Origin of the sequence: Lysinibacillus sp. FJAT-14222 (assembly GCF_001278875.1) — a bacterium.
GTDB lineage: Bacteria > Bacillota > Bacilli > Bacillales_A > Planococcaceae > Lysinibacillus > Lysinibacillus agricola.
Map to the genome: position 1 here is coordinate 59,611 of NZ_LIYL01000065.1, position 26,737 is coordinate 86,347.

Annotated in this window: 25 protein-coding genes and 1 riboswitch; of the genes, 8 read left to right on the forward strand and 17 right to left on the reverse strand. The window is 36.6% G+C overall.

Annotated features, from left to right (window positions below; translation table 11 throughout):
* Nucleotides 1-63: 63 nt before the first annotated feature.
* The 4 genes from AN161_RS26310 to AN161_RS26325 form a co-directional block, all read right to left on the reverse strand.
* Nucleotides 64-1,056, reverse strand: a complete 993-nt coding sequence (locus tag AN161_RS26310; protein WP_053597265.1) for an ABC transporter substrate-binding protein — start codon at nt 1,054-1,056, stop codon at nt 64-66.
* Nucleotides 1,049-2,410 carry an NtaA/DmoA family FMN-dependent monooxygenase gene (locus AN161_RS26315; protein WP_053597266.1) on the reverse strand — a complete coding sequence of 454 codons (1,362 nt, stop codon included), beginning with the start codon at nt 2,408-2,410 and terminating at the stop codon, nt 1,049-1,051. The genes AN161_RS26310 and AN161_RS26315 overlap by 8 nt, the downstream gene beginning before the upstream one ends.
* Nucleotides 2,411-2,716: 306 nt before the next feature.
* Nucleotides 2,717-3,547 (reverse strand): AraC family transcriptional regulator, encoded by an 831-nt coding sequence (locus tag AN161_RS26320; protein WP_053597267.1) that lies wholly within the window; start codon nt 3,545-3,547, stop codon nt 2,717-2,719.
* Between the two features lie 670 nt (nt 3,548-4,217).
* Entirely contained in the window at nt 4,218-4,439 is a 222-nt protein-coding gene (locus tag AN161_RS26325) for a transcriptional regulator (protein ID WP_053597268.1), read from the reverse strand.
* 278 nt (nt 4,440-4,717) lie between these two features.
* On the opposite strand from AN161_RS26325, the gene AN161_RS26330 reads away from it, so the two are divergent.
* From AN161_RS26330 to AN161_RS26340, 3 genes are all read left to right on the forward strand, one after another.
* Complete coding sequence (locus AN161_RS26330) at nt 4,718-5,401, forward strand: cupin domain-containing protein (protein ID WP_053597269.1); 684 nt, start codon at nt 4,718-4,720, stop codon at nt 5,399-5,401.
* 153 nt (nt 5,402-5,554) lie between these two features.
* Complete coding sequence (locus tag AN161_RS26335; protein WP_053597270.1) at nt 5,555-5,842, forward strand: hypothetical protein; 288 nt, start codon at nt 5,555-5,557, stop codon at nt 5,840-5,842.
* Nucleotides 5,843-6,390: 548 nt separating this feature from the next.
* A complete protein-coding gene (locus AN161_RS26340) occupies nt 6,391-6,876 on the forward strand; it encodes a DUF3231 family protein (protein WP_053597271.1) in 486 nt (161 codons plus the stop codon).
* Between the two features lie 145 nt (nt 6,877-7,021).
* Here the strand turns inward: AN161_RS26340 and AN161_RS26345 are convergent, their stop codons facing one another.
* The 3 genes from AN161_RS26345 to AN161_RS26355 all read right to left on the reverse strand — a co-directional run bounded on the left by AN161_RS26345 (nt 7,022) and on the right by AN161_RS26355 (nt 11,756).
* Complete coding sequence (locus AN161_RS26345) at nt 7,022-9,628, reverse strand: cation-translocating P-type ATPase (RefSeq protein ID WP_053597272.1); 2,607 nt, start codon at nt 9,626-9,628, stop codon at nt 7,022-7,024.
* Between the two features lie 562 nt (nt 9,629-10,190).
* Entirely contained in the window at nt 10,191-10,472 is a 282-nt protein-coding gene (locus tag AN161_RS26350; RefSeq protein WP_053597273.1) for a hypothetical protein, read from the reverse strand.
* 93 nt (nt 10,473-10,565) lie between these two features.
* On the reverse strand, nt 10,566-11,756 hold the full coding sequence (locus AN161_RS26355; protein ID WP_053597274.1) for an MFS transporter: 1,191 nt from the start codon (nt 11,754-11,756) through the stop codon (nt 10,566-10,568).
* Between the two features lie 77 nt (nt 11,757-11,833).
* Nucleotides 11,834-11,933, reverse strand: a riboswitch (purine riboswitch).
* A gap of 245 nt (nt 11,934-12,178) precedes the next feature.
* Between AN161_RS26355 and AN161_RS26360 the strand changes: the two genes are divergently transcribed.
* The gene (locus AN161_RS26360; RefSeq protein WP_053597275.1) at nt 12,179-12,385 is read left to right on the forward strand and encodes a hypothetical protein; all 207 of its coding nucleotides are present in this window, start codon (nt 12,179-12,181) and stop codon (nt 12,383-12,385) included.
* A 59-nt stretch (nt 12,386-12,444) separates the two neighbouring features.
* Here AN161_RS26360 and lepB read toward each other — a convergent pair whose 3' ends face one another.
* The 6 genes from lepB to AN161_RS26395 all read right to left on the reverse strand — a co-directional run bounded on the left by lepB (nt 12,445) and on the right by AN161_RS26395 (nt 17,970).
* The gene (gene lepB, locus AN161_RS26365) at nt 12,445-13,002 is read right to left on the reverse strand and encodes a signal peptidase I (RefSeq protein WP_053597276.1); all 558 of its coding nucleotides are present in this window, start codon (nt 13,000-13,002) and stop codon (nt 12,445-12,447) included.
* Nucleotides 13,003-13,406: 404 nt separating this feature from the next.
* A complete protein-coding gene (locus AN161_RS26375; protein ID WP_053597278.1) occupies nt 13,407-13,517 on the reverse strand; it encodes a hypothetical protein in 111 nt (36 codons plus the stop codon).
* Nucleotides 13,518-13,857: 340 nt separating this feature from the next.
* Nucleotides 13,858-14,790, reverse strand: coding sequence for an LCP family protein (locus tag AN161_RS26380; protein ID WP_053597279.1), 933 nt, complete (start codon nt 14,788-14,790; stop codon nt 13,858-13,860).
* 376 nt (nt 14,791-15,166) lie between these two features.
* Entirely contained in the window at nt 15,167-15,940 is a 774-nt protein-coding gene (locus AN161_RS26385) for an IclR family transcriptional regulator (RefSeq protein ID WP_053597280.1), read from the reverse strand.
* A 348-nt stretch (nt 15,941-16,288) separates the two neighbouring features.
* Entirely contained in the window at nt 16,289-17,170 is an 882-nt protein-coding gene (locus AN161_RS26390; RefSeq protein ID WP_053597281.1) for an aminoglycoside 6-adenylyltransferase, read from the reverse strand.
* Between the two features lie 365 nt (nt 17,171-17,535).
* Complete coding sequence (locus AN161_RS26395; protein WP_053597282.1) at nt 17,536-17,970, reverse strand: MarR family transcriptional regulator; 435 nt, start codon at nt 17,968-17,970, stop codon at nt 17,536-17,538.
* A gap of 590 nt (nt 17,971-18,560) precedes the next feature.
* On the opposite strand from AN161_RS26395, the gene AN161_RS26400 reads away from it, so the two are divergent.
* Nucleotides 18,561-18,938 carry a hypothetical protein gene (locus AN161_RS26400; RefSeq protein ID WP_053597283.1) on the forward strand — a complete coding sequence of 126 codons (378 nt, stop codon included), beginning with the start codon at nt 18,561-18,563 and terminating at the stop codon, nt 18,936-18,938.
* 84 nt (nt 18,939-19,022) lie between these two features.
* On the opposite strand, the gene AN161_RS26405 is transcribed toward AN161_RS26400, so the two are convergent.
* Nucleotides 19,023-20,759 (reverse strand): ABC transporter ATP-binding protein, encoded by a 1,737-nt coding sequence (locus tag AN161_RS26405; protein ID WP_053597284.1) that lies wholly within the window; start codon nt 20,757-20,759, stop codon nt 19,023-19,025.
* The gene (locus AN161_RS26410; protein WP_053597285.1) at nt 20,756-22,498 is read right to left on the reverse strand and encodes an ABC transporter ATP-binding protein; all 1,743 of its coding nucleotides are present in this window, start codon (nt 22,496-22,498) and stop codon (nt 20,756-20,758) included. The genes AN161_RS26405 and AN161_RS26410 overlap by 4 nt, the downstream gene beginning before the upstream one ends.
* Nucleotides 22,499-24,155: 1,657 nt before the next feature.
* Here AN161_RS26410 and crcB point away from each other — a divergent pair.
* From crcB to AN161_RS26425, 3 genes are read left to right on the forward strand one after another with little or no spacing between them, the layout of a single operon-like run.
* On the forward strand, nt 24,156-24,518 hold the full coding sequence (gene crcB, locus AN161_RS26415) for a fluoride efflux transporter CrcB (protein WP_053597286.1): 363 nt from the start codon (nt 24,156-24,158) through the stop codon (nt 24,516-24,518).
* Nucleotides 24,515-24,844, forward strand: coding sequence for a CrcB family protein (locus tag AN161_RS26420; protein WP_053597287.1), 330 nt, complete (start codon nt 24,515-24,517; stop codon nt 24,842-24,844). The genes crcB and AN161_RS26420 overlap by 4 nt, the downstream gene beginning before the upstream one ends.
* A 32-nt stretch (nt 24,845-24,876) precedes the next feature.
* Nucleotides 24,877-25,224, forward strand: a complete 348-nt coding sequence (locus AN161_RS26425; protein ID WP_053597288.1) for a hypothetical protein — start codon at nt 24,877-24,879, stop codon at nt 25,222-25,224.
* 31 nt (nt 25,225-25,255) lie between these two features.
* On the opposite strand, the gene AN161_RS26430 is transcribed toward AN161_RS26425, so the two are convergent.
* Nucleotides 25,256-25,957 (reverse strand): NAD-dependent deacylase, encoded by a 702-nt coding sequence (locus AN161_RS26430; RefSeq protein WP_053597289.1) that lies wholly within the window; start codon nt 25,955-25,957, stop codon nt 25,256-25,258.
* On the reverse strand, nt 25,947-26,105 hold the full coding sequence (locus AN161_RS29230) for a DUF3951 domain-containing protein (protein WP_143115078.1): 159 nt from the start codon (nt 26,103-26,105) through the stop codon (nt 25,947-25,949). Before AN161_RS29230 ends, AN161_RS26430 begins: the two co-directional genes overlap by 11 nt.
* Nucleotides 26,106-26,737: the final 632 nt, after the last annotated feature.

Below are 26,737 nucleotides of genomic sequence, written 5' to 3' on the forward strand. Positions count from 1 at the left end.
TAATACGACAATTAGAACAAACTTATGACTTAATAACGATTTATTCCTCCCTGCTCCATTCCATTACTTGTTCAGATACTTTTGCACACTTTCTAAAAACTTGATGCGACTATAAACAGGGCCTCCTTCCATAAGCGGATCAACCACGTTGACATATACGTGATCGAGTTTAAAGGCATTAATATTTTGGATAATTGGATTCTTCTTTAAGTCTTCGAATGCGTTTTCCGCATCTTTGTTATCAATCATAGAGAATTGCACAAACAAATAGTCTGGATTCATTTCCGCCAATTGCTCGACAGAGATCGCATCTTGCAATTTCGCCATGCCTATCTGTTCTGGCATTTCTAAACCAATGTCATTGTATAAAAAAGGGTTAAAGTCTACATTTTTCGCAAAAATGTAAGTTTGCCCTCCGCGAATACGAACAGTGGCTACTTTTTTACCTTGAAGCTTTTCTTTTAACGATGCTTTTACTGCTTGTGTATCTGTTTTATATTGGGATAGAATTTTTTCTGCCTCACCTTGCTTTCCAGTTAATTCACCCATTAATTTCAAATTGTCTTCCCAGTTTGTAGAAACGTGCGACACCAAAATAGTGGGAGCAATTTTTTGCAATTTCTCCACCACTCCTTTTGGGAACTTGGTTGAACCTAAAATAACGTCTGGCTCTAATTGCAATATCTTCTCCAAGTTAGGTTGTCTTTTTTCACCGATTGATTCCGCCTTGTCCGTTACCGAAGCAAACATTTCTGGAAACTTTCCGCCTACCGATATTGCCCCTACTGGATGAACGTCAAGCATTACCGCATCTTCCATTGCTTCCATAGCCCCAATCACAATTTTTTCTGCTTTTTGTGGAACGGTATACTGTTCACCGAGATACTCAATTGTTCTTGTTTCGCTTGTTCCTGTATTGTCCACTTGAGATTGCGCTGAATCTCCGTTGCTGCCGGAGGTTGAGCTTGATTTGCTCGGTTTGTCTCCTCCTCCACATGCAGCCAAAACAATCATGAATGATGCTATCAAACCAGCTAGTATAAACTTTTTATTCATTCTTCACCGGAACCCCTTTCAAAACAGTATCCCTATCATAATGATCAGTAGTATTAATCCCTAAATGCTCACGTAAGGTGATACCCGTATATTCATTTCTGAACAAACCTCTTTCAACCAATCGCGGCATCAGCTTTTCAAAAAATAGTTTCAAAGATTTTTCTGAACCACCCGGAATAGCTATAAATCCGTCAATAGCTCCAGCCTCAAATCGCTCAATTATATCGTTCAATACGTCTTCAACCGTTCCAACGGAAACCCAGTGAGCAGACCCGACAACCTCCGGCCTTGCTAATACCTCTTCTACTGTAGGCTGATGATTTGTAATATACCGGCGCAACAGCTCAGCATGTGTTCGGCTGCGGACTGGCTGATTCGGATCGGGAAGCATATCCGAAGTTACGGGACAATCCAATGCAAAGCTACTCAAATCAAGACCCAGTACTGATTTAAGCGATGCATGTCTGCGCTCAATAGTCAAATGTGCGTGTGCAGCCTTATGTAGTTCATGGGCTTCCTCACGAGTTTCCGCCAAGAAAAAATATAAACCTGGCAAAACTTTTATGGCGTCCGGATCGCGCCCATGCTCGATAGCTCTTCTTCTCAGATCATTTCGCAATTCCACTCCCGATTCAAGGTCTGGCATCGCTGCAAAAATAGCATCCGCTATTGAAGAGGCGAAATTTCGTCCTGTATCCGACGCACCTGCTTGAAATAAAGGAATTGGTCCCGATTTATGGGCAGGCAAAGTAAGTGGTCCCTTAACACTAAAAAACTCACCTGAATGATTAATTGGGGAAACCTTATCCTTATCAGAAAACATGCCTGACTCACGATCAATAACAATGGCTTCATTCGGAAAACTTTCCCAGAGTTTGCGTACAACCTCAGTAAATTCAATTGCTTTCGCATATCTTTCTTGAGGTGAAGGCATAGGTGACTCACTGAAATTTTCGGCCCCTTCAATAGAAGTGACAATATTCCAGCCAGCACGTCCATTGCTTAGCCAATGCAAAGACTGAAGCTGTCTAGCAACAACATACGGTGGATTAAAAGTCGTAGAAATAGTCGTTACTAGCCCAATCCGCTCGGTTTCACGAGCAATCGCTGCAAATATCATAGTAGGGTCAGGGCTACCAAAATTAGCGGAATCGCCAAGCATCTGTGGACTAACAAAAAGATAATCCGCCCTGAAAAGAAAATCTAGCTTTGACTTCTCCGCCATCTTTGCCAAATCAATATAAGGGTCAATTGAACCCATTTTTTCCACACCGCTGTCTGGGCGCCGCCAGTCGCCTCCTTTCAACCAAGCAGATAAGACTAAGCCAATACATAATTGTCTATTTACAGTCAATATTACCAATCCTTCCCATATAGTAAAAATAGTTTTGCGCCCATGAAATACTCTGATCAGATGTTACCTCTAAAAGGCTATTAATTAATAATGATTCTCATTATCGATTATAGTGTAGCAAGGTCTGTAACAAATGCAAATACACAAATCACAAATACTATATGTATTATTATCTAATCCGGGTTTGCTGAATGATGATTTAGCCGACATGAAGGATAGGGCTGGAAGAAAAGAATGAGCCAAAAGAGAAAAAGCCTGCACTCTAGGTTCATCACCAGTTGCAGGCGTAATATATAAATCAGTAACTCAATTTATATGATTATCTAATTTATGTATGTATGCGGAGGGAGACACACCAAATTTCTTTTTAAACACTCTACTGAAATATAGCGGATTGGCGTAACCGACACTAATAGCGATATCGTGGATGGGAAAATTGCTTACTTTAAGTAAGTCGCTCGCTCTTTCCATACGATAGTTGATAAGATAGTCGATTGGACGAAGCCCAGTATATTTGTGAAAGAAGTAGGAGAAGCGCTTAGGACTCATTGCATGCAGCTCCGCCAACTCGTCGAGTGTCAACGGATTCATATAGTGCCTGTGTATGTATGCAATAGCCTCCTCTATCACCCTTTCACTTGGAGAACTTCCACTCTCTCGATGCTTACATCCCACCAAAACTTGATGCATGACACTTAAAAATAACTCCTTAACACGAAGCTTTCCAATCCCTCTAAGTGTATTGGCATTCTGATGAAGCATGATAAGTAATTCTAGCACTCTCGGATTTGCTCCCGCTTCCAGTTTGAAATGAGAGTCGCATTCATGACCGCTATATACTTCGTCTAACTTGTCAAATCTATAAAACAGTAAATAGTACTCATACTCTGATTGACTTGTAACTTGCGCGTCCAGTTGCATGCCTGGAGCCACATGAATTACTGAGCCTGGATGTAACTCATAGACAGTTCCATTCACACTCATTCTACCCTCTCCACGAATTACAAAAAGAAATCCATGCCGGACAGCCCTAAATTCACTTAGTATACTTTTCGGCTGGATGACTAAACGGTGAACACCTTCTATATCATAGAAACCTCTAGCAAATATCTCGGCTAATTTATCCAAATCTATCATGATAATGCACCTGCTCCCTATCCAAATATTGTACATCTGGGTTACTTTCATTAATGCCAAACAACAAATCTATTTCTCTAGATATCAGCCTAACCGACTATTTGTTTGGGATCACTCAGGCTACACACAAGTATCCAATACATAATTGTCTATTTACAGTCAATATGGCTCCCATGAAATACTCTGATCAGATGTTGCCTAGAAGACTATTAATTAATAATGATTCTCATTATTAATTAATAGTCTAACAAGGTCTGCAACAAATGCAAATACACAAATCACAAATGCTATATGTATTATTATCTAATCTAGGTTTGCTGAATGATGATTTAGCCGATATAGTAAGAGCCTTGTTAACTTCAACATACAATTTCCAGTGTTTATTTTCTTCATCACATTGTATCTCTATTTAGTCAAAATCGTTAGTCCTTAAGGCTTGGTTTAATTTATCTCCTAAAAAAATACGAACATAAACGTCTATTTACCGTTTTGATTTTAAATTTCATCATTGGCGAGGTTGCCAGTACGATACTACCAGGCTGCTCAAAGTTACCAATAACTGCAATGAGGCTTTCAACACATCTAAACCTTCTAGCATGGCAATACAGCTTGCGTAAAAGCATTTCATGTCCATACAAAAAATATCCTTGCGCGGCAGATTTGTCGTAGTTCATATCACCCCACGCTTCCGATGCGTAACAGGCATTATTACTAGAACATTGTTAATAATAAACGTACGCTTTGCCTGCCTCGTAAAGCAAAATGCTGTAAACGAATCACCAACAATCTTTATGATTTTCACACGCCTTTTCGTAATGGCACCAGACTTGGCTACATACATCATGCTAACTACTTGTTGACGCTGCATTGCTTTTATTAACTGTTCTTTCATCCTAGTTGCTCCTTTTCGCTAGCTCTGTTATATGCCTGAGCTTTCCTTTCCTCCCATAAAAAATCAGATGAGTATAGCAGAGCTGTTTTTATCATAGAACAAATGTTCGTGAATTATTATACGCACGTATGTTTCTGATTAGAAGAGGTAATTTTATCAATTTTAAGGAGGCATTGAGAGGACAAATAAACTGGGCATTCGTGTAAGCCTAAAATAGCTTTGTACATATTCTGTGCTTAAGACATGTATTGAAAATTAAGTAGAGAAAGGATGTAAGTATTAGCTCAAATATTGACTATACTTCACCATCAACTCAGTTCACCTCTGATGTAAATGACAGCACTCTTTTTAAAAAAGATGATCGAAATTTTATAAATATTCTAAGTGTAGAACAATTAAATACGTTAGAAAATATATCTTTGCTTGATATTTTTCTAAGTAGAAATAAGGTGATAGAGCCTCACTATCATCAAAATGCAGCAGAACTTGTTTATTGTATTTCTGGTGCTGCCATTATTTCTATATTTAATCCCTTTACAAAAGAGATTAAAAACTATCCGCTCGAGCCTGGCCAAGTCGCCAATGTACCGCAAGGATGGTGGCATTATGAAATTGCTACTGAGAATGACACGCATTTACTGGCTATTTTTGATGCGCCAACTCCCGAAGTAATTTTAGGTTCAGATATATTGAAATTTACACCTTCCAACGTTATGGCTCACACGTATTGTTTAGATGAAACTCAGTGGAAGAAAACAATTGCGCCCATTGTGCCATCAACATATATTGGTCCACCTAAAGACTGCAACCGTGTAAAATCAACTTTGGAAAATCAAAAAGATCAAAAGGAGCAAAAAGATCCTCATCATAAACATAAAAATAAGTATAGACCTTCACAATTTATGAACCCATATCCGTCATATCAAAATCCATATATGAATCCTTATGGCTCATATTATTAAGCAACAGTCAAAAAACGAAAAAATCGTAATCGTTCATACGAGTGTATGACTCGACATCATAAGCTCTACACCTTTCATTGCATAAAAATAAATAAAAAGGAAAATCTATATGTTAAAGTCATAGCTTCGTTATTACTAAAAGAGGTGTAGAAAATGGAATTATTCCCAGTGATCCATACAAATTTTTGGGATGCTGTAATAGCCGTTCCAGCTGTGTTACTTATTACACAGCTAATTAAGGTATTTATGCATGTTCAGCCTAAATATGTTCCCGCGATCGCCCTTGCTATTGGCTTGATTATTTCTATCTTCATTAGCCATAGACATAATCTTATCGCAGGAATATTTATGGGCTTTTTTTATGGTTACGCAGCTATTGGAAACTTTGCTGCATTAAAGACAACTATTAATAGCTTTAAAAGGAAGAAATTAAAGGAATAAACCTTTCAGCTTATCTACAAAATAAATAAAGTGTAACAATAAGCAAAAGTTGATTTTCACTCCGAGTTGGGGCTTTCAGCGCAAGCTAATCCCGCAGGAGTCGCCACTCTCCGTGAAAAATTAACAGCTCCTCATCTTTAGTAGACAAGCTGAAGCGAAATAGCATTATAATTTTGATTAAACCGTCAAAAATTCAGAATTATTAAACCTTCATGCAGACTTATACAATCAGGAGTAGCGTTGTCTACAATCTGACAGGAATACGTATTGTGATGAATTCATTTTTAAATGAAGACTTTGAAGATTTATCGGAACAAAATCTCATTTTATCGGAACAATTTTAGCTTTTATCGGAATATTTTCTCGTTTTATCGGAACAATTTCAGTTTTTATCAACACTATGAGCGACTCATCGGACACCCCCTGGAAAACGCAATCACCCCTACGTTACGATTGTCAGACCCTTTTATTGTAAAAAATGATTAGAATTTCATTTGTCAGCACATCCTAATCTCATAATTAATGAACAAGAATTAGGATGTGTAATTATGGAATTGGCAAATGGGAATCTAGCAACATTACGATTTAAGGAAATTTTTAAGCTTTGGACACAGCTCGGCGTCAATAATGGCTATATTGCTTCAAATCATGCATTTTTTAAGCACGCCGTTGATAAAAAATTGAAGGCTATTATCGCGGATTTTGTGAAATGTTTAAAAGAAGAAAATAAACACCTAACAGCATTATTAAAGGAAAATGGGGTACTTGCTCCTACTACATCAATCGACTACAGACAGTTAAAAATGGGCAATATCCGAGGAAAAAAAGCCATTAATGATACAGAAATCAGCACTATCTTATCAATGAATATAGCTTCTTCGGTTATTTCAGTCAGTCAAGCTTTAGCAATGTCTGTTAAGAAGAAGCATACTGCAAAATATGGTGAACTTCATATGAGGTATGCCATACTGGGAGCAAAGCTAATACGACTCAGTAATGACAAAGGCTGGTTACTGGCTCCTACAACAATTTAGTGTTACAAAAAGGCTGAGACAACTTAAAAAGCGCGAGAAATCAATTTTAGAAACGTTGATTTCTCGCGCTTTTTCTGATGTGGAATTTTTTAATTTTGCTTTAAAAATATACTTATGCCCCAGCCTCTTAAATATTTTTCCCTCATTATCGACTTCTCACAAACAACAGCTTATACCACTGATTCACGATGAACGGTAGCACAGACAGGGCATAAATAAAGCCTAATTGTGCGGTACTTAATGTGGCCACTTCAAACACACCTGTAAGCATTGGAATAAACAATACTGCGTGTAAACTTAAAAAACCGATTAAGAATGCAAGCCAAGTGTATTTATTCGAAAATAGTCCAATGGCGAAGATAGATTCTTTAGATCTGGAGTTGAAGCCGTGCACTAATCGTGACAAGCATAATGTTGTAAATGCCATAGTGCTCGCCGTTAGAGTATCACCCGTTGACAATCCGATTTCAAAGGCGACAGTTGTAGAAATGGCAATTAGTAATCCTTCGAGCACCACTTGAGTAGTAAATGCTTTATTTAATAGTGGTGTATGAATATTTCGAGGCTTGTCCTTCATTGTCTTTTTATTGTTCGGCTCTAGACCGATGGCAATTGCCGGTAAACTATCTGTTAGTAAGTTAATAAATAATAGATGCACAGGCGCAAAAGGAACTGGTAAGCCTAATATTGTTGCATATAAAACAACAAAAATGGCACCTGCATTCCCAGATAATAAGAACAAAATAGCGTTTTTAATATTCGTATAAATACTCCTACCGTTTGCAATAGCCTTCACAATCGTTGAAAAATTATCATCCGTTAGTATCATAGAGGAGGCATCCTTCGCGACCTCTGTGCCGGTAACGCCCATTGCCACACCAATGTCGGACTGTTTTAGCGCAGGGCCATCATTAACACCATCTCCTGTCATGGCGACGACATGCCCTTTTTCTTGCCACGCTTTCACGATACGAATTTTTTGAACCGGTGTTACTCGAGCATAAACAGAAAAATCGTTAACCTTTTCTTGAAGCTGCTGATCTGTTAAGCCTTCTATTTCATGCCCTTCAATCGCTTCAGAGGGATCATTTAAAATCCCGATTTGATTGGCAATAGCCGTTGCCGTAATTTTATGATCCCCTGTAATCATCACCGGTTTGATACCAGCTTTTATACATTTTTCAACCGCTCCTTTAGATTCTTGTCTTGGAGGATCCATCATCGCGACTAAACCAACAAAGATTAAATCTTTTTCAGCCCTTACATCGATTGCTTGATGTCCCCTTATCTCTTTGTAGGCAACTGCTAGCACCCTTAACCCATTCATAGAAAATTCACGATTTACTGCTTCGATTTTTTGGCGTTGTTGTTTTGTTATATTGAATATACCTTTTGACGTTTCGACTTTTATAATTTTAGGCAGAAGGACATCTAATGCTCCTTTTGTAATCATAATAGATTGTTGATTGATAGTATTGACAGTACTCATGAGCTTTCTATCTGAATCAAAAGGGATTTCGGCCACTCTTGGATAATAATCTCTTACCAGCAATTCGTCAAAATCATATTGCTTCCCTAATTTTATGAGTGCAACCTCAGTAGGATCACCGATTTCCTTACCGTCCCTTTCCACAGCATCACTACATAATATTGCCTTTAACATAAGGTCTTTCTCAACTGCATTTTCAGTGTATAGCTGATCATGCGGAATCACTTTTTCATCCACATAGACCTCTTGAACAACCATTTTATTTTCAGTTAATGTTCCTGTTTTATCTGAACAAATGACAGATACACTTCCAAGACTTTCAACAGCATATAACTTTCGAATAATGGCATTTTGCTTTGCCATCTTTTGTGTCCCAAAAGCTAGCACAATGGTAACAATCGAACTTAATGCTTCTGGAATTGCTGCCACGGCAAGTGAAACAGCAAACATAAACGATTCTACAAGCGCACGTCCTCTAATAAGGTCAATCACGAAAATAGCTAAACAGATTAACGTAATCCCTAAAGCTAATTTTTCTCCGAAATGATCTAAACTTACTTGTAAAGGTGTTTTCTTCTCTTTCGCAGTATCGAGTAAATTGGCAATTTTGCCGATTTCAGTCTGCATTCCGATAGCTGTAACCATGACAATACCACGACCAGTTGTCACAAAACTTCCAGAGTAGACCATGTTCTTTTTATCACCAACGGTTACATTGCTTTCCTTGATAGGATCGATACTTTTCGCTACAGCAATTGATTCACCTGTCAGCGAGCTTTCATTGATATGCAAATTATGGCTTTCTAATAATCTCCCATCTGCATTTATATAATCGCCAGCCTCCAAATAAAGAAGATCTCCAACGACTATATCTCCAGAAGAAATCTCTATGAGCTGATTATTTCGCATTACTTTGGCAATTGGAGAGGTTAAGGCTTTTAAATTATCCAAAGACTGTTCTGCCTTGACATGCTGTACAGTGCCTAGGATAGCGTTCAATATGACGACAATCATAATCACGACGGTGCTTCCTACTTCTCCTAATAAAAATGAAACGAAAGCAGCGATGATTAAAATAATGACTAATAAATCTTTAAACTGCCCAAAGAAAACGGCGAATGCACTTGTTTTTTTCCCTTCCTCTAATACATTATAGCCGTATACTTCTTGCCTCTTTTGAACGTCATAATCACTCAATCCTTGATCTGTCACGTTCAAAGTTTTCATCACTTCAGCTGATGATTGTTGATGATATTCTGACATTCGATTCCCCCTCCATTTGAAATTATTAGACAATCATGCCGATTAAGTAACTCACAGCATCTACACTATCCTGATTTCTCACTGACTAAATTCAGGAGAAAATGCTGTTATTAGTTAATAAGTTAGATTCCCATCAGTAGACCCCTTTGAATTATCTATCTTAGGCAGAGAGAAACTTATATATCCTAAAAATAGTATTGAATCATCAGACTCTCTATCTACTCGAGCCCCTAAAATACTTTAACTACAACAATCTATTCCTTGTCCTATTCCAGTATGATAATAATCGATATAGAAATTAATTATTTGTTTAATAGGTGAACATATAATACAAAATGAAACTTTAATCAGAGAGGATTTTCTTCATCGCCCTCTGTCACCAATCGGGCTTTTATGGGCCGTTAATGCGGGATAAATTCGCGATGACGATTAAGCCATATTGGTCACAATAATCTGCTCTTGCTAGCTATAACCACTAAAAAAGACATTTGGAATATGGCTACTCCAAATGCCTTTGTCACATGCATAGACTCCCAAATAGGCCAGTCCTACAATTATTTTATTATTTCTCTTTATTCGCTACTAATAAATAATCGAGTGCACTCATTCTAGTAAGTTTATGAGTAAATTTTATAGCATCAGCTTGAGAATCAAACAAAAAGTTTTCGAGTTCGTCTGTTGGTATATAGTGATCAGCGATTTTTCGTTTTAGTTTTCGTACAGATAAAGTGTGTGAATCCTCTTCATATAAAATAATAGCACCCACATTCCTATAAAGCGTCTGATCAATCGTTGCGACAACTTTTACATTCGAACCTTTAAATTCTGTTAAATCTATCTGCATGTATTTACCAACCTCCTCTAAACTTACATTCTATCTCTAGCTATCATTGTCCTTCTTTTTCAGTAGTTTTTTTTGGATATTTCATCCAAAAAACTATGAGTTGGTGTGAGCTGATTTCAGCCCTAGCTCAGTCTCATGTGAAACTGGCGCTCTTTTTAGAGAGAAAATAGCACAGCCTAAAGCACATAAAACTAAGATGGCACCGAAGCTAGCTAAATGCATAACAGACCCTGTAACAGTAAACATAGCTCCACCAACAGCTGAACCTATGGAAATACCGATTTGTAATGCAGCTGTATTTAAGCTTTGTTGAATATCAGATGTTTTTGGATCAATTTGTATTAAATAGTTTTGTAATGGAGGTGTAAGTGCCCAGCTAAGTGCTCCCCAAAAAACTGTAACGATTAAAAAGAGTGGTAAAGCGACAATCGTATAAGGGATACTAAATAATACTACGGCAAACGTTGATACAACAATTAAAATTGCTTTACCAGTACCAATTTTATCACTTAACCAACCACCTAGAGCATTACCACTGACCGAAGCTATCCCGAAGATTAGATAACAAATACTAATCCAAGAGGCGTTCATATCAAATGCTTCTACTAAAAATGGTGTTAAATAAGCATATAGCATATAATGACCAGCTAGCATAAACAGTGTTGTTAATTGTGCACTAAAGATTTTTAAATTTGCTAATGATTTAATTTGAGCCTTTAATGGAACAACTTCTACAACGGGCATTTTTTCAAGCAGAAATGCAACAAGAATCATTGATAAAGTTGAAAGAAAAGCTATGCCTAAGAATACAGCTCGCCAACCAAATGCTTCTGTAACAAATATCCCTATTGGTACACCGATTACAAGTGCCGAACTTACACCTACGAAAACAAGACCTAAAGCTTTTGCACGATGTCTCGGTTCAACAATTTTTGTTGTAATCGTTAATGACAAAACAATAACCAATGCTGTACTCATCGCGGTAAAAATTCTAGCAATCATGACTGTCGTGAATGTCGTACTAAAATAAGTCATAACATTACCTAAAGTAAAAATGAATAAAGAAATAAGATAAAGGCGCTTCCTTTCCACTTTTGCGGTTAATGATAAAAGGACAGGCGCAGATATTGCATAGACGAGAGCAAAAATTGTAATTAATTGTCCCGCTGTTGCTAAGGACACATTTAAATCCTCTGCAATTTTTGGTAAAATACCACCAACAATTAATTCCACCAATCCTACTGCAAAGGTAGTAGCGGCAAGAATATAAACTCTCCAATTCATAATAATCACCCTTCCGTTACACTTTCATTTTTGTAGGGAATTTTATTCTGAACGAAAATAAAAAAATCCTGACTACAAAAATGAAGCAAAATTTTTGTAGTCAGGATTTTATGGTTCCTGGTAGAGACCCTCAATCCATATCATTGAGGTTATACAGATTAAATATTTACCCTAGCTATATTAGCATATCGAAAATTACATGACAACAATTTTTATTATTCTACTTCGCCCTCTCTTCTTTCTCATCCATAAAATCAGTTCGCTATAGCACGCTCCAGCATCAAAATTCAATTTATCATTGCGCCTACCTAGCTGCTTTGATCAAAAAGAATCCCTTAACAAGAGATAAATTTTAGATTTTTACTTATAATTCTTCAAACTTGACCATACATAATAATATAACAATATTGCGAGGTGATTGTTTGCGTATATTAGGTTTAGTATGCTATTTTTTAATGTTGTTTTATGGCGTAGAACTAGTAGTAGAAGAGCTCACAATCGATGAACCAGCAACCATTTCCCCTAGTCTGAGCAAACAGCAAATCCCCTTAAAAGAAACTGTTGAAAATTCGACAGTTTGTGTCTATTATCCCTCTTATAAAGTTTGCACAGCATTACCAGCTAACTAAAAAGACAAAAAAGAGGCTACTCAAAATAGCCTCTTTCTCACTGAAAGTCTTAATTTATTTTATTTTGAACCGATATGGAATTGATTAAACGGATATAGTGTTATTTTAGCTTCACCATAGATGGCATCTTTAGAAATTAAACCATAATGGCGGCTATCGTAACTTTTTAAACGGTTGTCACCAAGTACAAAATACATACCCTCAGGCACTTTTTTTTCATTTACTAATTGCTCTAACGTGAAATTTTCTGTAATGCGTAATTGATTAGGATCATCTGTTTGACGGTTCACATAATCTTCTTTATAAGCTTTGCCATTTACATACAAAACATCGTCCTTCATTTCAACTGTATCACCTGGCAAGCCAATTACTCGTTTGATATATAGTTCATCTTCTGTTGGAGATTGAAAGACAATTTGATCAAAGCGTTCAATTTTACTCATTTTACTTACAATAATAATATCCTTATCATGGTAAGTTGGGAACATAGAAGCCCCTTGCACTTTAATTGGTGCAAATAAAAATTGCTTACAGCCAAAAACAACTATAGCCGTAATGACAATAATTTTAAGATAGGATAGTATTTCTTTTTTGAAACTTGTTTTTTCTTCTTGCATGCTCATTCCCCGATACTGTTTTTTTATAGTATAACATTTTCTACAGTATATTGACGAATGAATCACATAAATTGTTTCAAGTTTACAAAAATGGCTAATCACCAGAATGTGAGGTTGATTTCGTTCCGACCGGGCGCTTTCCTGTGGAGTCAAAAGGATGTTGGTCCCGAAGGCAGTCCCCCTATTCTCTTCGCTCCAGGGTCTCACCTGTGACGCTGGAGTCCATGTGAAAACCATTAGCCAAAGAAACGCTCAGGTCCGAAAGAAAACTGATCGGGTCAGGCCAAAATCCGCGGTTACGTTTTTACAAATATCATCCCTAATTTTTGGTGATGAGCCACAAAAAATAGACAAAGCTACTTTATAGCTTTGCCTAGATGTCTTCTATATTTTTGTTTTCACGATTATGAATGGTTACTTTGTGAAGCAGAGTGATGCTGCTCATTAAATAAGTCTACTGCTAAAATAATACCTGCAGGTAATGCAACTGCTAATAAAATTGTGCCTATAATCATCACTATCACTCCTTCAACCATTTCTAACACAATTATACACGAAATTTTCTGATATTTCAAACACATTGTAAATTAAATAAAAAAACCATTCAACTAGGCATGCACCCTACCTGAATGATTTTTTTATGTTTTACATGAAAATTTTTAAGCTCAATAGTTGTAAATATCGCATAGCTGAACTGACTGGATTTTTTTGAACTTTACGTTTAGGCACATAGCTTTGCATGCAATTATTTAGAGCTGTATACCTAAGCACCTGGGTCCTCCCATTCATTCATCTCCCTCCCTTCATTGCCAAAAGATTTACAGCTATTACACCCAAATTGTCACTCCTTACTATTTATTGCAAATGGGCTTTTAATTCCGATTGAACTTTTCCTAGTTCCGCCTCTTCAGGGATGTAATACCAAATGTGGTCAATTGTTTTGCCAGTTCCCTCTTTAAATGACAACTGATCAATATTACGATCCATTTTTTTATACATACTTTGCAGTTGGATTAAGTCCTTCATCGTAAAATTCATACGGACATTATCCCCTACTACATCAAGCATATCTGTAGCCTTTAATAAAGATTGTGTCGACGAAGCTTTTTTCAGAACCGCCTCAATAATTTGTCGTTGGCGAATTTGGCGGCCAAAATCACCGCGAGGATCTTCATATCGAATGCGTGAAAAAATTAACGCATTTTCACCGTCTAAAGTTATCTCACCCTTCGGATAATGATAGGAGTCATAAGTTAAATCCATGTCATTATCAATTGTGACACCACCAATCGTGTCGATAATTTGCAGGAAGCCATCCATATTAATAAACACGTAATAGTCTATCGGAATATCTAAAAAATGCTCCACCGTATCCACCGCCATTGGAACGCCTCCAAATGCATAAGCATGATTAATTTTATCGACGGAATCATGACCGATAATCTCTGTACGAGTATCTCGAGGTATACTAAGCATCTTCATCGTTTGTTTTTCAGGGTTAACCGTAATGACGATCATCGTGTCTGAACGTCCACTATCATTTTTACGCTCATCCACACCTAGCATTAACACAGAAAATGGGTCTTTTTTCGTAACTGTTTTTTGTTCCTTATTTTCATCGCCTGCTGATTCAATTAATGGTGTATTTATTTTATTCATCGTTTTCTGGATTGTATAATAAGCAGTACCTATAAAAATTAAAAAAATTGCTAATAAGCTACCTACTATCCAAAGCCATATTTTTTTCTTGCTCTTTTTTTCCTTAGAGCGCTTCATATTTTTTTCCATACATAAGTCCTTTCTTGCTTACCAAATTTACCCCTCTTTTTGACGTATTAAGTTGGAAAAAAGTTTATATAGTCTATTTATATGCATATTGGACGAAAAAAAGACGTACACTAGTATTTACTAAATTTACGACGTGCTATTCCTTGATTTGTAAATTACCCCTCATTTATTTAGTGTCAGCTAACTTAATGACAAATTGATTCTACTGAGTTTTATACGAACTTAGATGGCTCGTTTTTCACCACATTATTTTAATACGTTTGAAGAGGTCGAGGATGCAATAACATTCATGAAAGAACTATTATAGATAATATTAACAAAGGCTCAAGACAGTCATTACAGTGTCCTGAGCCTTTTTGTAGACATCTTTACAATATCAATCATTATAGAATTTAAAGCTATATTGATCGAAATATCGTTGAATATTCATCGCTGCATGCTGGATAATTTTTACCATTTCTAGAAATTTCTCTTCTGTTGGTTTACGATACTCTGGACCTGCTATAGTTAAAGAAGCAATAATGTCACTTTTGCTATTAAAAAGTGGTACACCAAGCCCAAATACAGAGTGAGAATATTCACCTGTAGAAAAACACCAGCCTTGATTTCGAATATTCTCTAAATCTAATAACATCTCATCCGGGTCTGTGATGGTTTCGGAGGTTAATTTCTCCATCCCATTATCCATAATGTCCATCTGCCTTTTCTCCGGAAGATACGCCATGATTGTCTTACAAGATGCACCTATGTAAAGTGGTGTTCTCGTCCCAATTGAAACCGAGAACTTAATCGTTTGCGAACTCTCTGCAATTTCTACTGTTACTCCATCGGTTCCGTCCAACCACGTTAAAAACACAGACTCTTTTATTTCTTCTGCAAGGTTTTTCATTATTGGTAAAACAAAATCGGAAAGATTCAATTTTTCTTTCACCATTTGACCATATTCTAAAAAACGAAGTCCCAATTCATATTTTTTGGTCTCAGGATTTTGAATTAAAAAGCCATGATTTTCAAATGTAGACAAGATTCTATAAATAATCGAATGACTAATATTCATTTCTTTCGCTAATTCACGCACGCCCCATGTAGGGTTTTGTTTATTAAAATATTTAAGAACTTCTAATGAATTATCTAAAGTTTTTAATGTCATCTCACACCTCAACTGTCTCTATATTAGAACCGCAATTTCATTATAAAATGAATTCAGACAATTTTCAATAATTCCAACTATTTTACAATTATTTATTATTTCCTCTCCAATAAATAATTCATTTCACTCTTTAACATTAAATACGATGATTTATTTCATCACCACTTATTCATAATGTAAAGACGTTAACTAATGAATTAAAAACTAAGTACCTTAATCTAGTAAGTTGCTTCAATTGTCGGAAAAAGAATAAATATAAATTAATGCGTATCCATAAAAAAAGGTTGATTTTCACTCCGAGTTGGCCTTTCCGCGGGCTTGGCTCATTATGCGTTGTCCTATTCTCAATTAATATATACCATTTGCATCACCTGGCAACTCTTTAATATGTTTCAAAAATGCAGTCATATTCTCATCATCTTCAATTGGATAAGAGAAATGACAGTGATTCGCTATATCTTTGGATAAGATTCGAAATAATTCACAAGCAACAAATATCGAGTCCCACATATGTTTATAGTCGGAATCAGAATACGTTTCTTTATACAAGTTCCAATAAGAAACTGGAAGATATTTTTTGAAATATTTCCCCATTTTTCCTGTGGACACCTGAAAATCATTTTCTATTCCAATCCACCAATTGACTATTTGATTTAAAGAATCTCTTGTTGTTTCTTCATACATTAATTTGGCATATGGAAGTTCATCACGCCATATTCCTTTCGCCACATTTTGTAAACACCACCAAAAGTCACTAGTGCAGCTATCAAATTGTTCTTTTGTTGGCTTCTTTACATAATAGTCATTGTCCGAAGGTAAAGAAATTTTCGGTAAGATATGATCTTTATCTAATAATGGAACTGTAAGCTTATCTTCACCATATTCATCCAACATGGCTTCTGTTGATTGAAGGCGAAGGTCAATTCGATTGCCATCTGTAAATAACATTAAATATGTATATCTTCGATCAAAATCGATATCCTCACCTAGATCTTTATCGAGTTTATCTGGTTCCTGAACCATCAGCAAATCCCCAAATATACGAATCCAGTTCTTATCTTTTAAGAATGTGGAAATTTCCATAACTACATAGACAATATCGTAATCTTGAAAAATATCTTTTGATGCATTCGGGTTAGTTCTTGAGCCATTCATATAAACAGCTCGAATTCTTTCGTCTCTTTGAGCAATATCTATTATCAAATCAAACATTTTTCTCTCGGTTCTCAATATGATTACCTCCAACAGAATTTATATATAACTCTACTTTAGATAATACAAGTTAGCCTTATTTCTTATTCATCTAACCTGCACAATTGCAAACTCATCTATAATACATCCATAACTTTCATTCTATGTATTTCGTAAAATACTCCAAACTGTATCTTAAATCACTAAAAAAGCTAAACTAATTGTTCGGATTAGTTCAGCTTAAAATTCGACCTTTAAAATGTTATACATTGTATAAAGAATGGATCATCACCATAACGTGTGGTTGATTTCCGTTCCGACTGGGCGCTTTCCTGAGGGCGTCCAGTCTTCACTCCAATCAACTTATATCAATTTAATAAAACATACTGAAATGACTTTTTTGTCTATATGCTTTGGTCTTGTATGCCTTGCACTAATTTTTCTTGGATCCGCAAATATTGTGCAATTTCTTCATCATTCAATACTTCAAAAAGCTGCATAAAAACCTCTTGTCCAATGGATTGGGCTTTCGCTAAGGCTTTTTCACCTTCGTCCGTTATTTGTAAGCGAATTGTACGACGGTCAGATGGGTCATACAGTCTTTCTGCTAAACCGAGCTTTACTAATTTTTCAGAAATACTCGTCATTGCCCCTTTTGTATAGCCAAGCGTTCCTGCTAATTCAGCTTGCTTTTGTGGACCTTTCGTGTGTAGCTCACTTAATACTAAAATTGGTGAAATACCTAACGGATACGGAAATGCTTTCGTAAAACGTATAATATTTGCATTATTCATCTGTTCAATCCTATGAATAAGTTTAAAAATATTTGTCTCTTTCAAAATATCCACCTCTTCCAATTGTTGGACCAGTGATCTATTGAGAATCATTTGAAGCTAAGAAAACAGCTAGTCTTCCAATAACATCACCAAAGCGACCTAATGGAATTTTACTTTTAAGCGCTTCATCTTACTCAGGCTATGCTTTTGCCCACGCTTGTACACCTGGTGAATAAACAAGCGGAATAATGCTATTCATGTAGTTTAACATTAGACTAATTGCAAATCAATTATGCCACGGTCCGGAATCGGCTTTGTGCTTGCCTGTAGTTGTGGAAGACGTCTATACCTGTCGCTACGAAAAAACTTTGTAGCTGACGCTTCGCTTTCGCTACGAAAAAACTTTGCAGCTGACGCTTCGCTTTCGCTACGAAAAAACCTTTGCTGAAAGAAGTTAAAAAATAATTTTCTTTTTCATAGATCCTCCAATTGGCAAATTTCTACTTTTCACGCTTTTATTCTACGGAAAAGACTAGCAGTTTACAATTAAACACTTTTTTATTTTACAAAGAATAATATGTCATCTTTTTTATTCGACAAGAATAAACTGTAGTAGCTAGCTAAAATCACTTTCAGGAAAGGAGTTGTTTACAATGGGTGCTAAATGGATAAAGATTTCAGTCCTTTATTTAGTGATTGTTTTGGCTTTTGGCCTGTTTATGCATTATACAGTTCAACTTGAATGGAAGGCGACACATGCCCACATTGGTGTGGTAGGTTGGCTGACAACTGGATTTATCGGTTTAATTTATTCAATATATAAAGATGCTGCCGAGACAGGACTGGCCAAAGCACAATTTTGGTTTTACAATATCGGATTGCCGTTCCTCTTTGTCGGTATGATGATGGTATATATTGATGTGCCACGCTGGTTATTTGAGCTCTTCGTATCTGGTGGCGGTATCGCTGTAGCCATTTCAGTGCTATTCTTTGTTGTCAACGTCTTTAAATATGTAAGAAGTACATCTTAAATAGAAAGCCCCACTTTTCCATAAAGTGGGGCTTCATTTTATACCATTCTCTTAGCAAATAATCATCATGTAATCGATCCATAATTATTGTTGCAATGAATTCGCCTGCATTTGATACATCTTTTCGTAAATGCCGCCCTGTGCTAATAGCTCATCATGTGTGCCACGTTCAACAATCTTACCTCGATCTAAGACAAGAATACGATCTGCATTTTTAATAGTAGAAAGTCGGTGAGCGATAATGAATGTTGTACGTCCTTTTTTCAGCACATCCATCGCATGCTGAATAATCTCCTCTGTTTCCGTATCTATATTAGAAGTAGCCTCATCTAATATTAAAATAGCCGGGTCAAAGGCAAGCGCACGCGCAAAGGAAATTAACTGACGCTGTCCAGATGACAGTGTGCTCCCCTTCTCAATAACAGGCTCATCATAGCTATTTGGCAAGTTCGCCAAAACACGTTCCCCACCAACAGCCTTTAATGAAGCTTCTATCTTTTCACGTGAAATTTTAGGATTGTTTAAGCTGACGTTCGAAGCAATAGTACCTGTAAATAAGTACGGGTCCTGAAGAACAATGCCCATATGTTCACGCATTGTTTGACGAGGAACCGAAGTGATATCAATTCCATCAATCGTAATTTTACCTTTAGAAGGATCATAGAAGCGGAACAATAAGTTCATAATCGAACTTTTCCCAGATCCTGTATGACCTACTAAGGCAATTGTTTCACCTTGGTGTGCTTCAAATGATAGGTTTGTCAATACATATTCATCATTTTTATAAGCAAAGGAAACATCTTTGAACACCACATTCCCTTTATATCTAGGTAAACTTTTTTCAGATACTGGTTCCCCATTAGTATCTAACACCTCAAAGACACGCTTTCCTGCAACAAGTGAGCGCTCAAGCTGAGAAAATTGATTGACGATATTCGTGATCGGATTAAATAATCTCGTTAAATAATCGACGAAGGCATATAATGTCCCCGCAGAAATAACTTCCGTCGCCGTAAATGACTGTGTACCAAAGTAAAAAATAAAGATCGTAAACATAAGAAGTCTTAATGTATTAACAAGGTTGAAGGAAGTTGCAGAATCAAGGAAAAGCAGCTTACGTTCATATGCATAATGCTCATTATTCATGTCATCAAATTCATTCGTCATTTGCTGCTCACGACGGAATGCTTGAATAATCGTCATCCCTTGAATCGATTCATTAATCATTGCGTTAATATCGGCAATTTTTGTTCTGATCACATCATTATATTTCGAAGCAACTTTACGATATAAAATCATCCATAAATAAACGACTGGTACCATAGTCAATGCTAGGAATGCCATTTTCCAGTTTAAAATGAAAAGTGCGATATAAACACCTACAATAGAAATTAAACTCGTAACGAAATTTGAAAGTACCTGAACATATAAATTACGAACAGCCTCAGTATCATTCGTTACACGGGCAACAATTTTCCCTGCTGGTAAATTATCGAAGTATTGAATTGGCAATGTTTGAATATGCTCAAATACATCCTTACGTAATTTTTGTACAACCCGATTGGCACCCATTTGTAAATAGATATACATAAAATAGCGTAAAACAGCTGTAGCTATTGCTAAAATTAAATAGACAAGTAACAGCCAAGTGATTGGTTTTATTTCCATATGTCCAATTGTCATGTAATTATCAATGATATGCTTCGCAATAAATGGCCCAACAAGCTCCGTAAAAACGGCGATTGTTAAGAAAAATAATCCAAGTAGTATCGGTTTTTTAAAATACATTGCATAGCGTACTAAACGTTGACTCGTACTCATGATGCACCTCCTTCTAGCTGCTGACGGTCAAATTGCTCTTTATACCATCCTTGTTGTGAAAGAAGTTGCTCATGTGTTCCCTGCTCTACAATTTGGCCTTCATCTAGCACGATAATTAAATCGGCGTGCTGAACTCCTGATAAACGATGTGTTGTAATAATCGTCGTTTTGTCTTGTCGTTCTCGCTGTATATTTTCAATAATTCTTGCCTCTGTTTTTGCGTCTACAGCAGAAAGAGAGTCATCAAGCATTAAGATTTCAGGGTCTTTAATAAGAGCACGCGCAATTGAAACGCGTTGCTTTTGACCACCTGAAAGAGATACACCCTTTTCACCAACAAGTGTCTCAAGACCCATTGGTAGATTTTTTAAATCCTTTTCAAAGTATGCTGCACGAATGGATTCCTGCAATTCAGCTTGTGTAGCATCTTCTTTCCCAAATAAAATATTTTCACGAATAGTACGTGAGAATAGAACATGATCCTGAGGAACATAACCAATCCAGTCGAGTAACTGCTCCTTCGTTTGTGCAGTAATATCAACTCCATCAATCGATAGCTGCCCCTCGCCAATTGGATACTCGCGTAATAATTGTCGCAGGAAGGTCGTTTTTCCCGCTCCTGTTTTACCAACAATCCCAAGTGTTTGCCCCTTTTTCAACGACAACGAAATTCGCTGGAGGTTTTTTACCTGACTCATTGGATATCGGAATGTTAAATCATCAAAGCCAATCGCATTCGGTGTCACAATCGTTTGTGGATTCGCAATATTTCGAACATCCGCGTCATACCTTAGCGTTTCCTGCACACGATCAAGAGAAGCGTTACCTTGTTGCATCACATTAATAAGCTCTCCAATTGCAAATATTGGCCAAACTGCTAGCCCCAAGTAAACATTGAACGTTACAAGCTGCCCAACTGTCATTGCCTCAGTCGCTACTAAATGAGCACCATAGCCTAGCGCTACAACATAACTGATCCCTGTACCGACCTTTGTAATTGGTCCAAATAAGGCGTTAATTTTTGCGGTATGCATATTTTTTTCATACACAATCTCGCTCATCTCTGCAAAATTTGCTTCATCCTTTTTTTCTTGCACATATGCGCGTACAACTCGCACACCTGCAACGGACTCTAGAACACTATCGTTCAGCTCTCCAAAAGAATCCTGTGCCTTCATATATCGTTCATGCACAATTTTCCCTAAATATTGAATAAGGATGGCCATTATCGGCACTGGCAGCATTGCAAAAAAAGTAAGCTTCCACGAAATCATATAGCCCATGGCAAAAATAATAAAGCCCATGTAGATTGTCGAATCAATCAATGTCATAATCCCAAAGCCAGCTGTTAATGACACTGCGTTTAAATCATTTGTTGCACGGGCCATTAAATCTCCGGTGCGATTTTTTTCATAAAACGTTGGCGTCATGCGTAGAAAATGCTGCATGAGGTTCCGACGTAAAATTTTCTCTAGGTTAATAGCTCCTTCAAATAGTCTGAATTGCCACACAAAATTAAGGACATACCCCCCAATAATGATGCCAATAAAAATCAAAATATACTTCGTTAAAAGAGCTGATGTCATTTCTCCAGCAGTCAATATATCAATAATGGACCCTAGTAAATACGGTGGAACCACTTCTAACCCGCTGGCAATCATTAATAGCACAATTGCTATTGTATATTGTTTCCAGTATTTCTTAAAAAACCAGCTTAATTTACTTAAAACATCAAACATACATTATAACCTTCTTTCTCCAGTGCTATTGAAGCTTTACTACCCACTATCCAGAAATACCTTGTTAAAAATCATTTTTTGTACCGTGTTTCGCATACACATACACTCCCTTTTCATTATCACTACAACCTTTTTTTTGCAATAAAAAAGACACATACCCCAAAAAAAAGAGCATGTGTCTCTTAATAAAAGGCAAGGTGTAACCCATGCCTTTTATTACAATGTAAAATACAATGTTAGAAGACATGGACAATGTATGCAGATGTACTTTGATATGATACTGATAAAATTAACATTGTCATGACCTCCTTCGTTTGATTTGTTATAGTGTTCTTGAAGATTATCATACTATAGAAATATTTGTCAACTACCTTGCTGTTATTTTTTAGATTTTTCAGGAAATAATTAGCACTTTAAAGCAGTGAATTACTGAAATTAATATCCAGGAGTAAATCATTCCTGGAACATAAATTTAACATTAAATACTATAACTTTTTATATTGACTTTAACGCGACGTAAACCATTATGGTTAGTTTGTATTAGCCTAAAGGAGGAAATAGACATGAATGAATTTTATCAAATGCCCTTATTCTTAAAGCTAAAAGTAAGGGATATTGAAAAGTCAAAAGAATGGTATGCAAACGTAATCAATTATGCCTCGGCATAATTGCGTCCGGAATCGGCTTTGTGCTTGCACAAAGAAATAAAATCGTCAAGTAGTATCCTTGGTTCCCCACAAATTGACAATACGATTACTGTGTTAAATACAAATTTTTCAAATAAAACATGTTATTGAATCATTGCTGGAAGACCCTAACGAACAAAGCTAGTTCAATAGGGTCTTCCAGCAATTTATCGGAACAATTTTAAGATTTATCGGAACAATTTAAAGGTTTATCGGAACAATTATTAAATTTATCGCCTAACTTTAATTTATCACCCAACTTTTAAAATTTATTGCCTAACTTTTTAAATTTATCGCCCATCTTCCCAATAAAATTAAAGAATAACAAACACGGAGACTGTTCCCTTATTTCCATTAAGGGTATAAAATGCCGTCCATCTTTGCTCACTTCAACATCCATCGGTGCAAGTTGAATATAAGAGAAACGAACGCCAAACTGAAACATCGTTTACTGTTTTGAATTTTACAGTGTGCTTTTCAAGGCACCAGGTCTATTTATTATTTAGTAATTAATTATTAATTAGTAGTGACGGTTTTTCCGTTAACGGGTTTTCCGTTTCTGGATTTACCGTTAACGGATTTTCATTGAACGGTGTAATAGTGTTTGAAGACTAAAAAAGTTCTCATTTTGAAATACTAAGATCATAATACGCCTCCTTTCTTGTTATATACATATTAAAAGATGATATAGGGACAATAATTACGAAGTAGTTTGGCAGGATTTATATAAATTTTATTTATCTTAATCGACGGTATACTAAAATAGTGTTTGAGAAGTCAAAAAACTATAGAACGAAAATATTTGAACCAACGCTGGTAAAACGGTATAAGATATAATGAAAAAAATCATGTCATTCTAAATTTGAGCTCTCTTTGATATATTTGAACCCGTATAACTATAGAAATATATCTAAAAGGGTTATCACATGATACACTTTTCACTATAGACATTTTAATAAGGAGTCTTTACGTTGAAATCATTTTTAGCTGTTGGAATTGGCGGATTTTTTGGTGCCATCTGTCGATATAGCCTTGGTCTAGCACTTTCAAATAATGGTGGTTTTCCATTTGCGACACTTTGCATAAACTTAATTGGTTGCTTTTGTTTAGCGTGGCTATTTACTACGTTTACAAAGCGTACGCCTGTAGTTTTAGGAATTGGTACTGGCTTTTTTGGTGCCTTTACAACCTTTTCGACATTTTCTTTAGAAACGTTATTACTTCTACAAGATAGTAAGTGGCTACAAGCCGTTCTTTATACTTTAGTGAGTGTTTTTGGCGGTTTAGTTTGTGCATGGCTAGGGTTTAGACTAGCAAAGGGGCGCATCGTATGATAGTTATTGGTATTGGTGGATTTTTGGGAGCACTAACGAGATTTTATCTAGGAAAATGGATTGCTCATACATATCTTTGGGCAACTTTTTTTATTAATATATCGGGTTCTTTTGCACTTGGCTTTTTATTTGCTTTACAACCAAGTGATTGGCTTTGGCATTTTATAGGGATTGGTTTTTTAGGAGCCTATACGACATTTTCGACATTCGGTTTTGAATCCTTGCAGCTCTTGGAACAGACAAAATGGAAACAAGCTATTGTTTATATATGCACTACAGTTTTATTCGGTTTACTTTTCGCGGCACTTGGCTTTTTACTTGTGTAACAGCATTTATGAGAACTTATAGAGGTGATTTTTTGACACAACCATCAATCGAACAATTACAAGCACTCGAAGCTGAAATTGAACAAACATTATATACATTAATCGACCTAGAACTAGCGGAAAACTTTCCAGAAATGAATACCCGCTTTGCACAATTACTTGCAAAGGTACAGGCTGCTCAGTTAATTGATTATAAGCTTGACGTCCTCGTTGACCCTCAAGCATTTTCCACAGAAACATGTATTCTACTACAAAGTTTAATAGAGGCAAAGGCTAGACCACATAAAAGGCAACGACTCCTAACGCATCGTATGATTTTAAAAATATGGCTACGTAAAAATAAACGGTTTATGAATGAATTTTTACCACAAATGTTTTAGGCGCCCCTTCAATTCTCAAGGGCGCCTCCTTTTATATTTGCAATTGTTGTAACACTTCTTTGATTTTCCCTTCGATTGTTACATCAAATTGTGCTTCATGTTGTGCAATATCTAAATTAATATAAACGGTTTTTCCTTTTGTCATCATGGGGAGTTGATTAACCGGATACACTTCGAGGCTCGTACCGATAACAACGACAAGCTCTGCTGCTTTAATAGCCTCCATCGTCTTGTGCCAGCTTGCTTGTGGTAAACTTTCCCCAAAAAGCACTACATTCGGACGTAGTTTACCACCACAATGTGCACAGCTCTCTTTGTGCAAGAAGCTTTCCATTGGAGCAGCTTGCTGACAGCGATGACAACGTACGGAGCGTATCGAGCCATGTAATTCCTCTACTCTTTGACTTCCTGCTAGCTGATGAAAACCATCGACATTTTGCGTGGCAACTAACGATACGATTCCTCGTTTTTCCCAATCAGCTAAAATTTGATGGCCCTCGTGTGGCGCTACTTTTTCCAAATTTTCTATGCGCATTTTATAAAACTCATGAAACAATGAATAATTTTGTGCCAATGCTTCCGTAGTAGCTACTGTTCGAGGATCAATATTATTCCACCAACCTGATGCCGATCGAAAATCTGGAATTCCACTTTCGGTTGACATACCAGCACCTGTTAAAATCACCGTACTGCTTGAGGTTTGTAACCACTCACTTAAACGTTCAATTGTCATTTTTCCCTTTTCCATTCATGGCATTATCATATGGTGTGTAAGTCATAGTAGGTACTTTCTTTTTCACAAAAACGCGATATATTGCACGAACCAAAATGCTTGAAAAAATCAGACTTACAATAAGCGCCACGCTATTCCCAATATTCATTCCACTCAATCCTTTCTCTCCGTGTAGTTAGTGAATGGCTTTCCTATTGTTTGAGTGTATTTCCTATTAATGAAGGCTGCCAACTCTCTACTATTTATATTGTCAGCCAACATTGGACATGCCCAAATTATTAACATAATTATCCCAATATACTCTACATACAAGTGTAAATGTTTTTTTAAATAAAATTTTGCATTTATTTTGGAAGACCTATTTAGAAAACTACTTATTAATACTTAATACTTCGACAACAAATCAATATTTCCTGTAGTTCGGTGCAGCTATTTCTCCCCTACTTTCCGTCGACGCTAATTCTATCCGGCGCCTTGAGTGTTCTTTCCGTCGTTGCCTGAGTTCTTTCCGTCGCTCCGAGTCTTCTATTCGTCGTTGAGACCCTACTTTCTGTCGATGCTAATTCTATCCGGCGCCTCGAGTTTTTTTCCGTCGTTGCCTGAGTTCTTTCCGTCGCTCCATGTCTTTTATCCGTCGTTGAGACCCTACTTTCTGTCGATGCTAATTCTATCCGTCGCCTCGAGTTTTCTTTCCGTCGCTCCATGTCTTCTATCCGTCGTTGAGACCCTACTTTCCGTCGACGCTAATTCTATCCGGCGCCTCGAGTTTTGTTTTCTTTC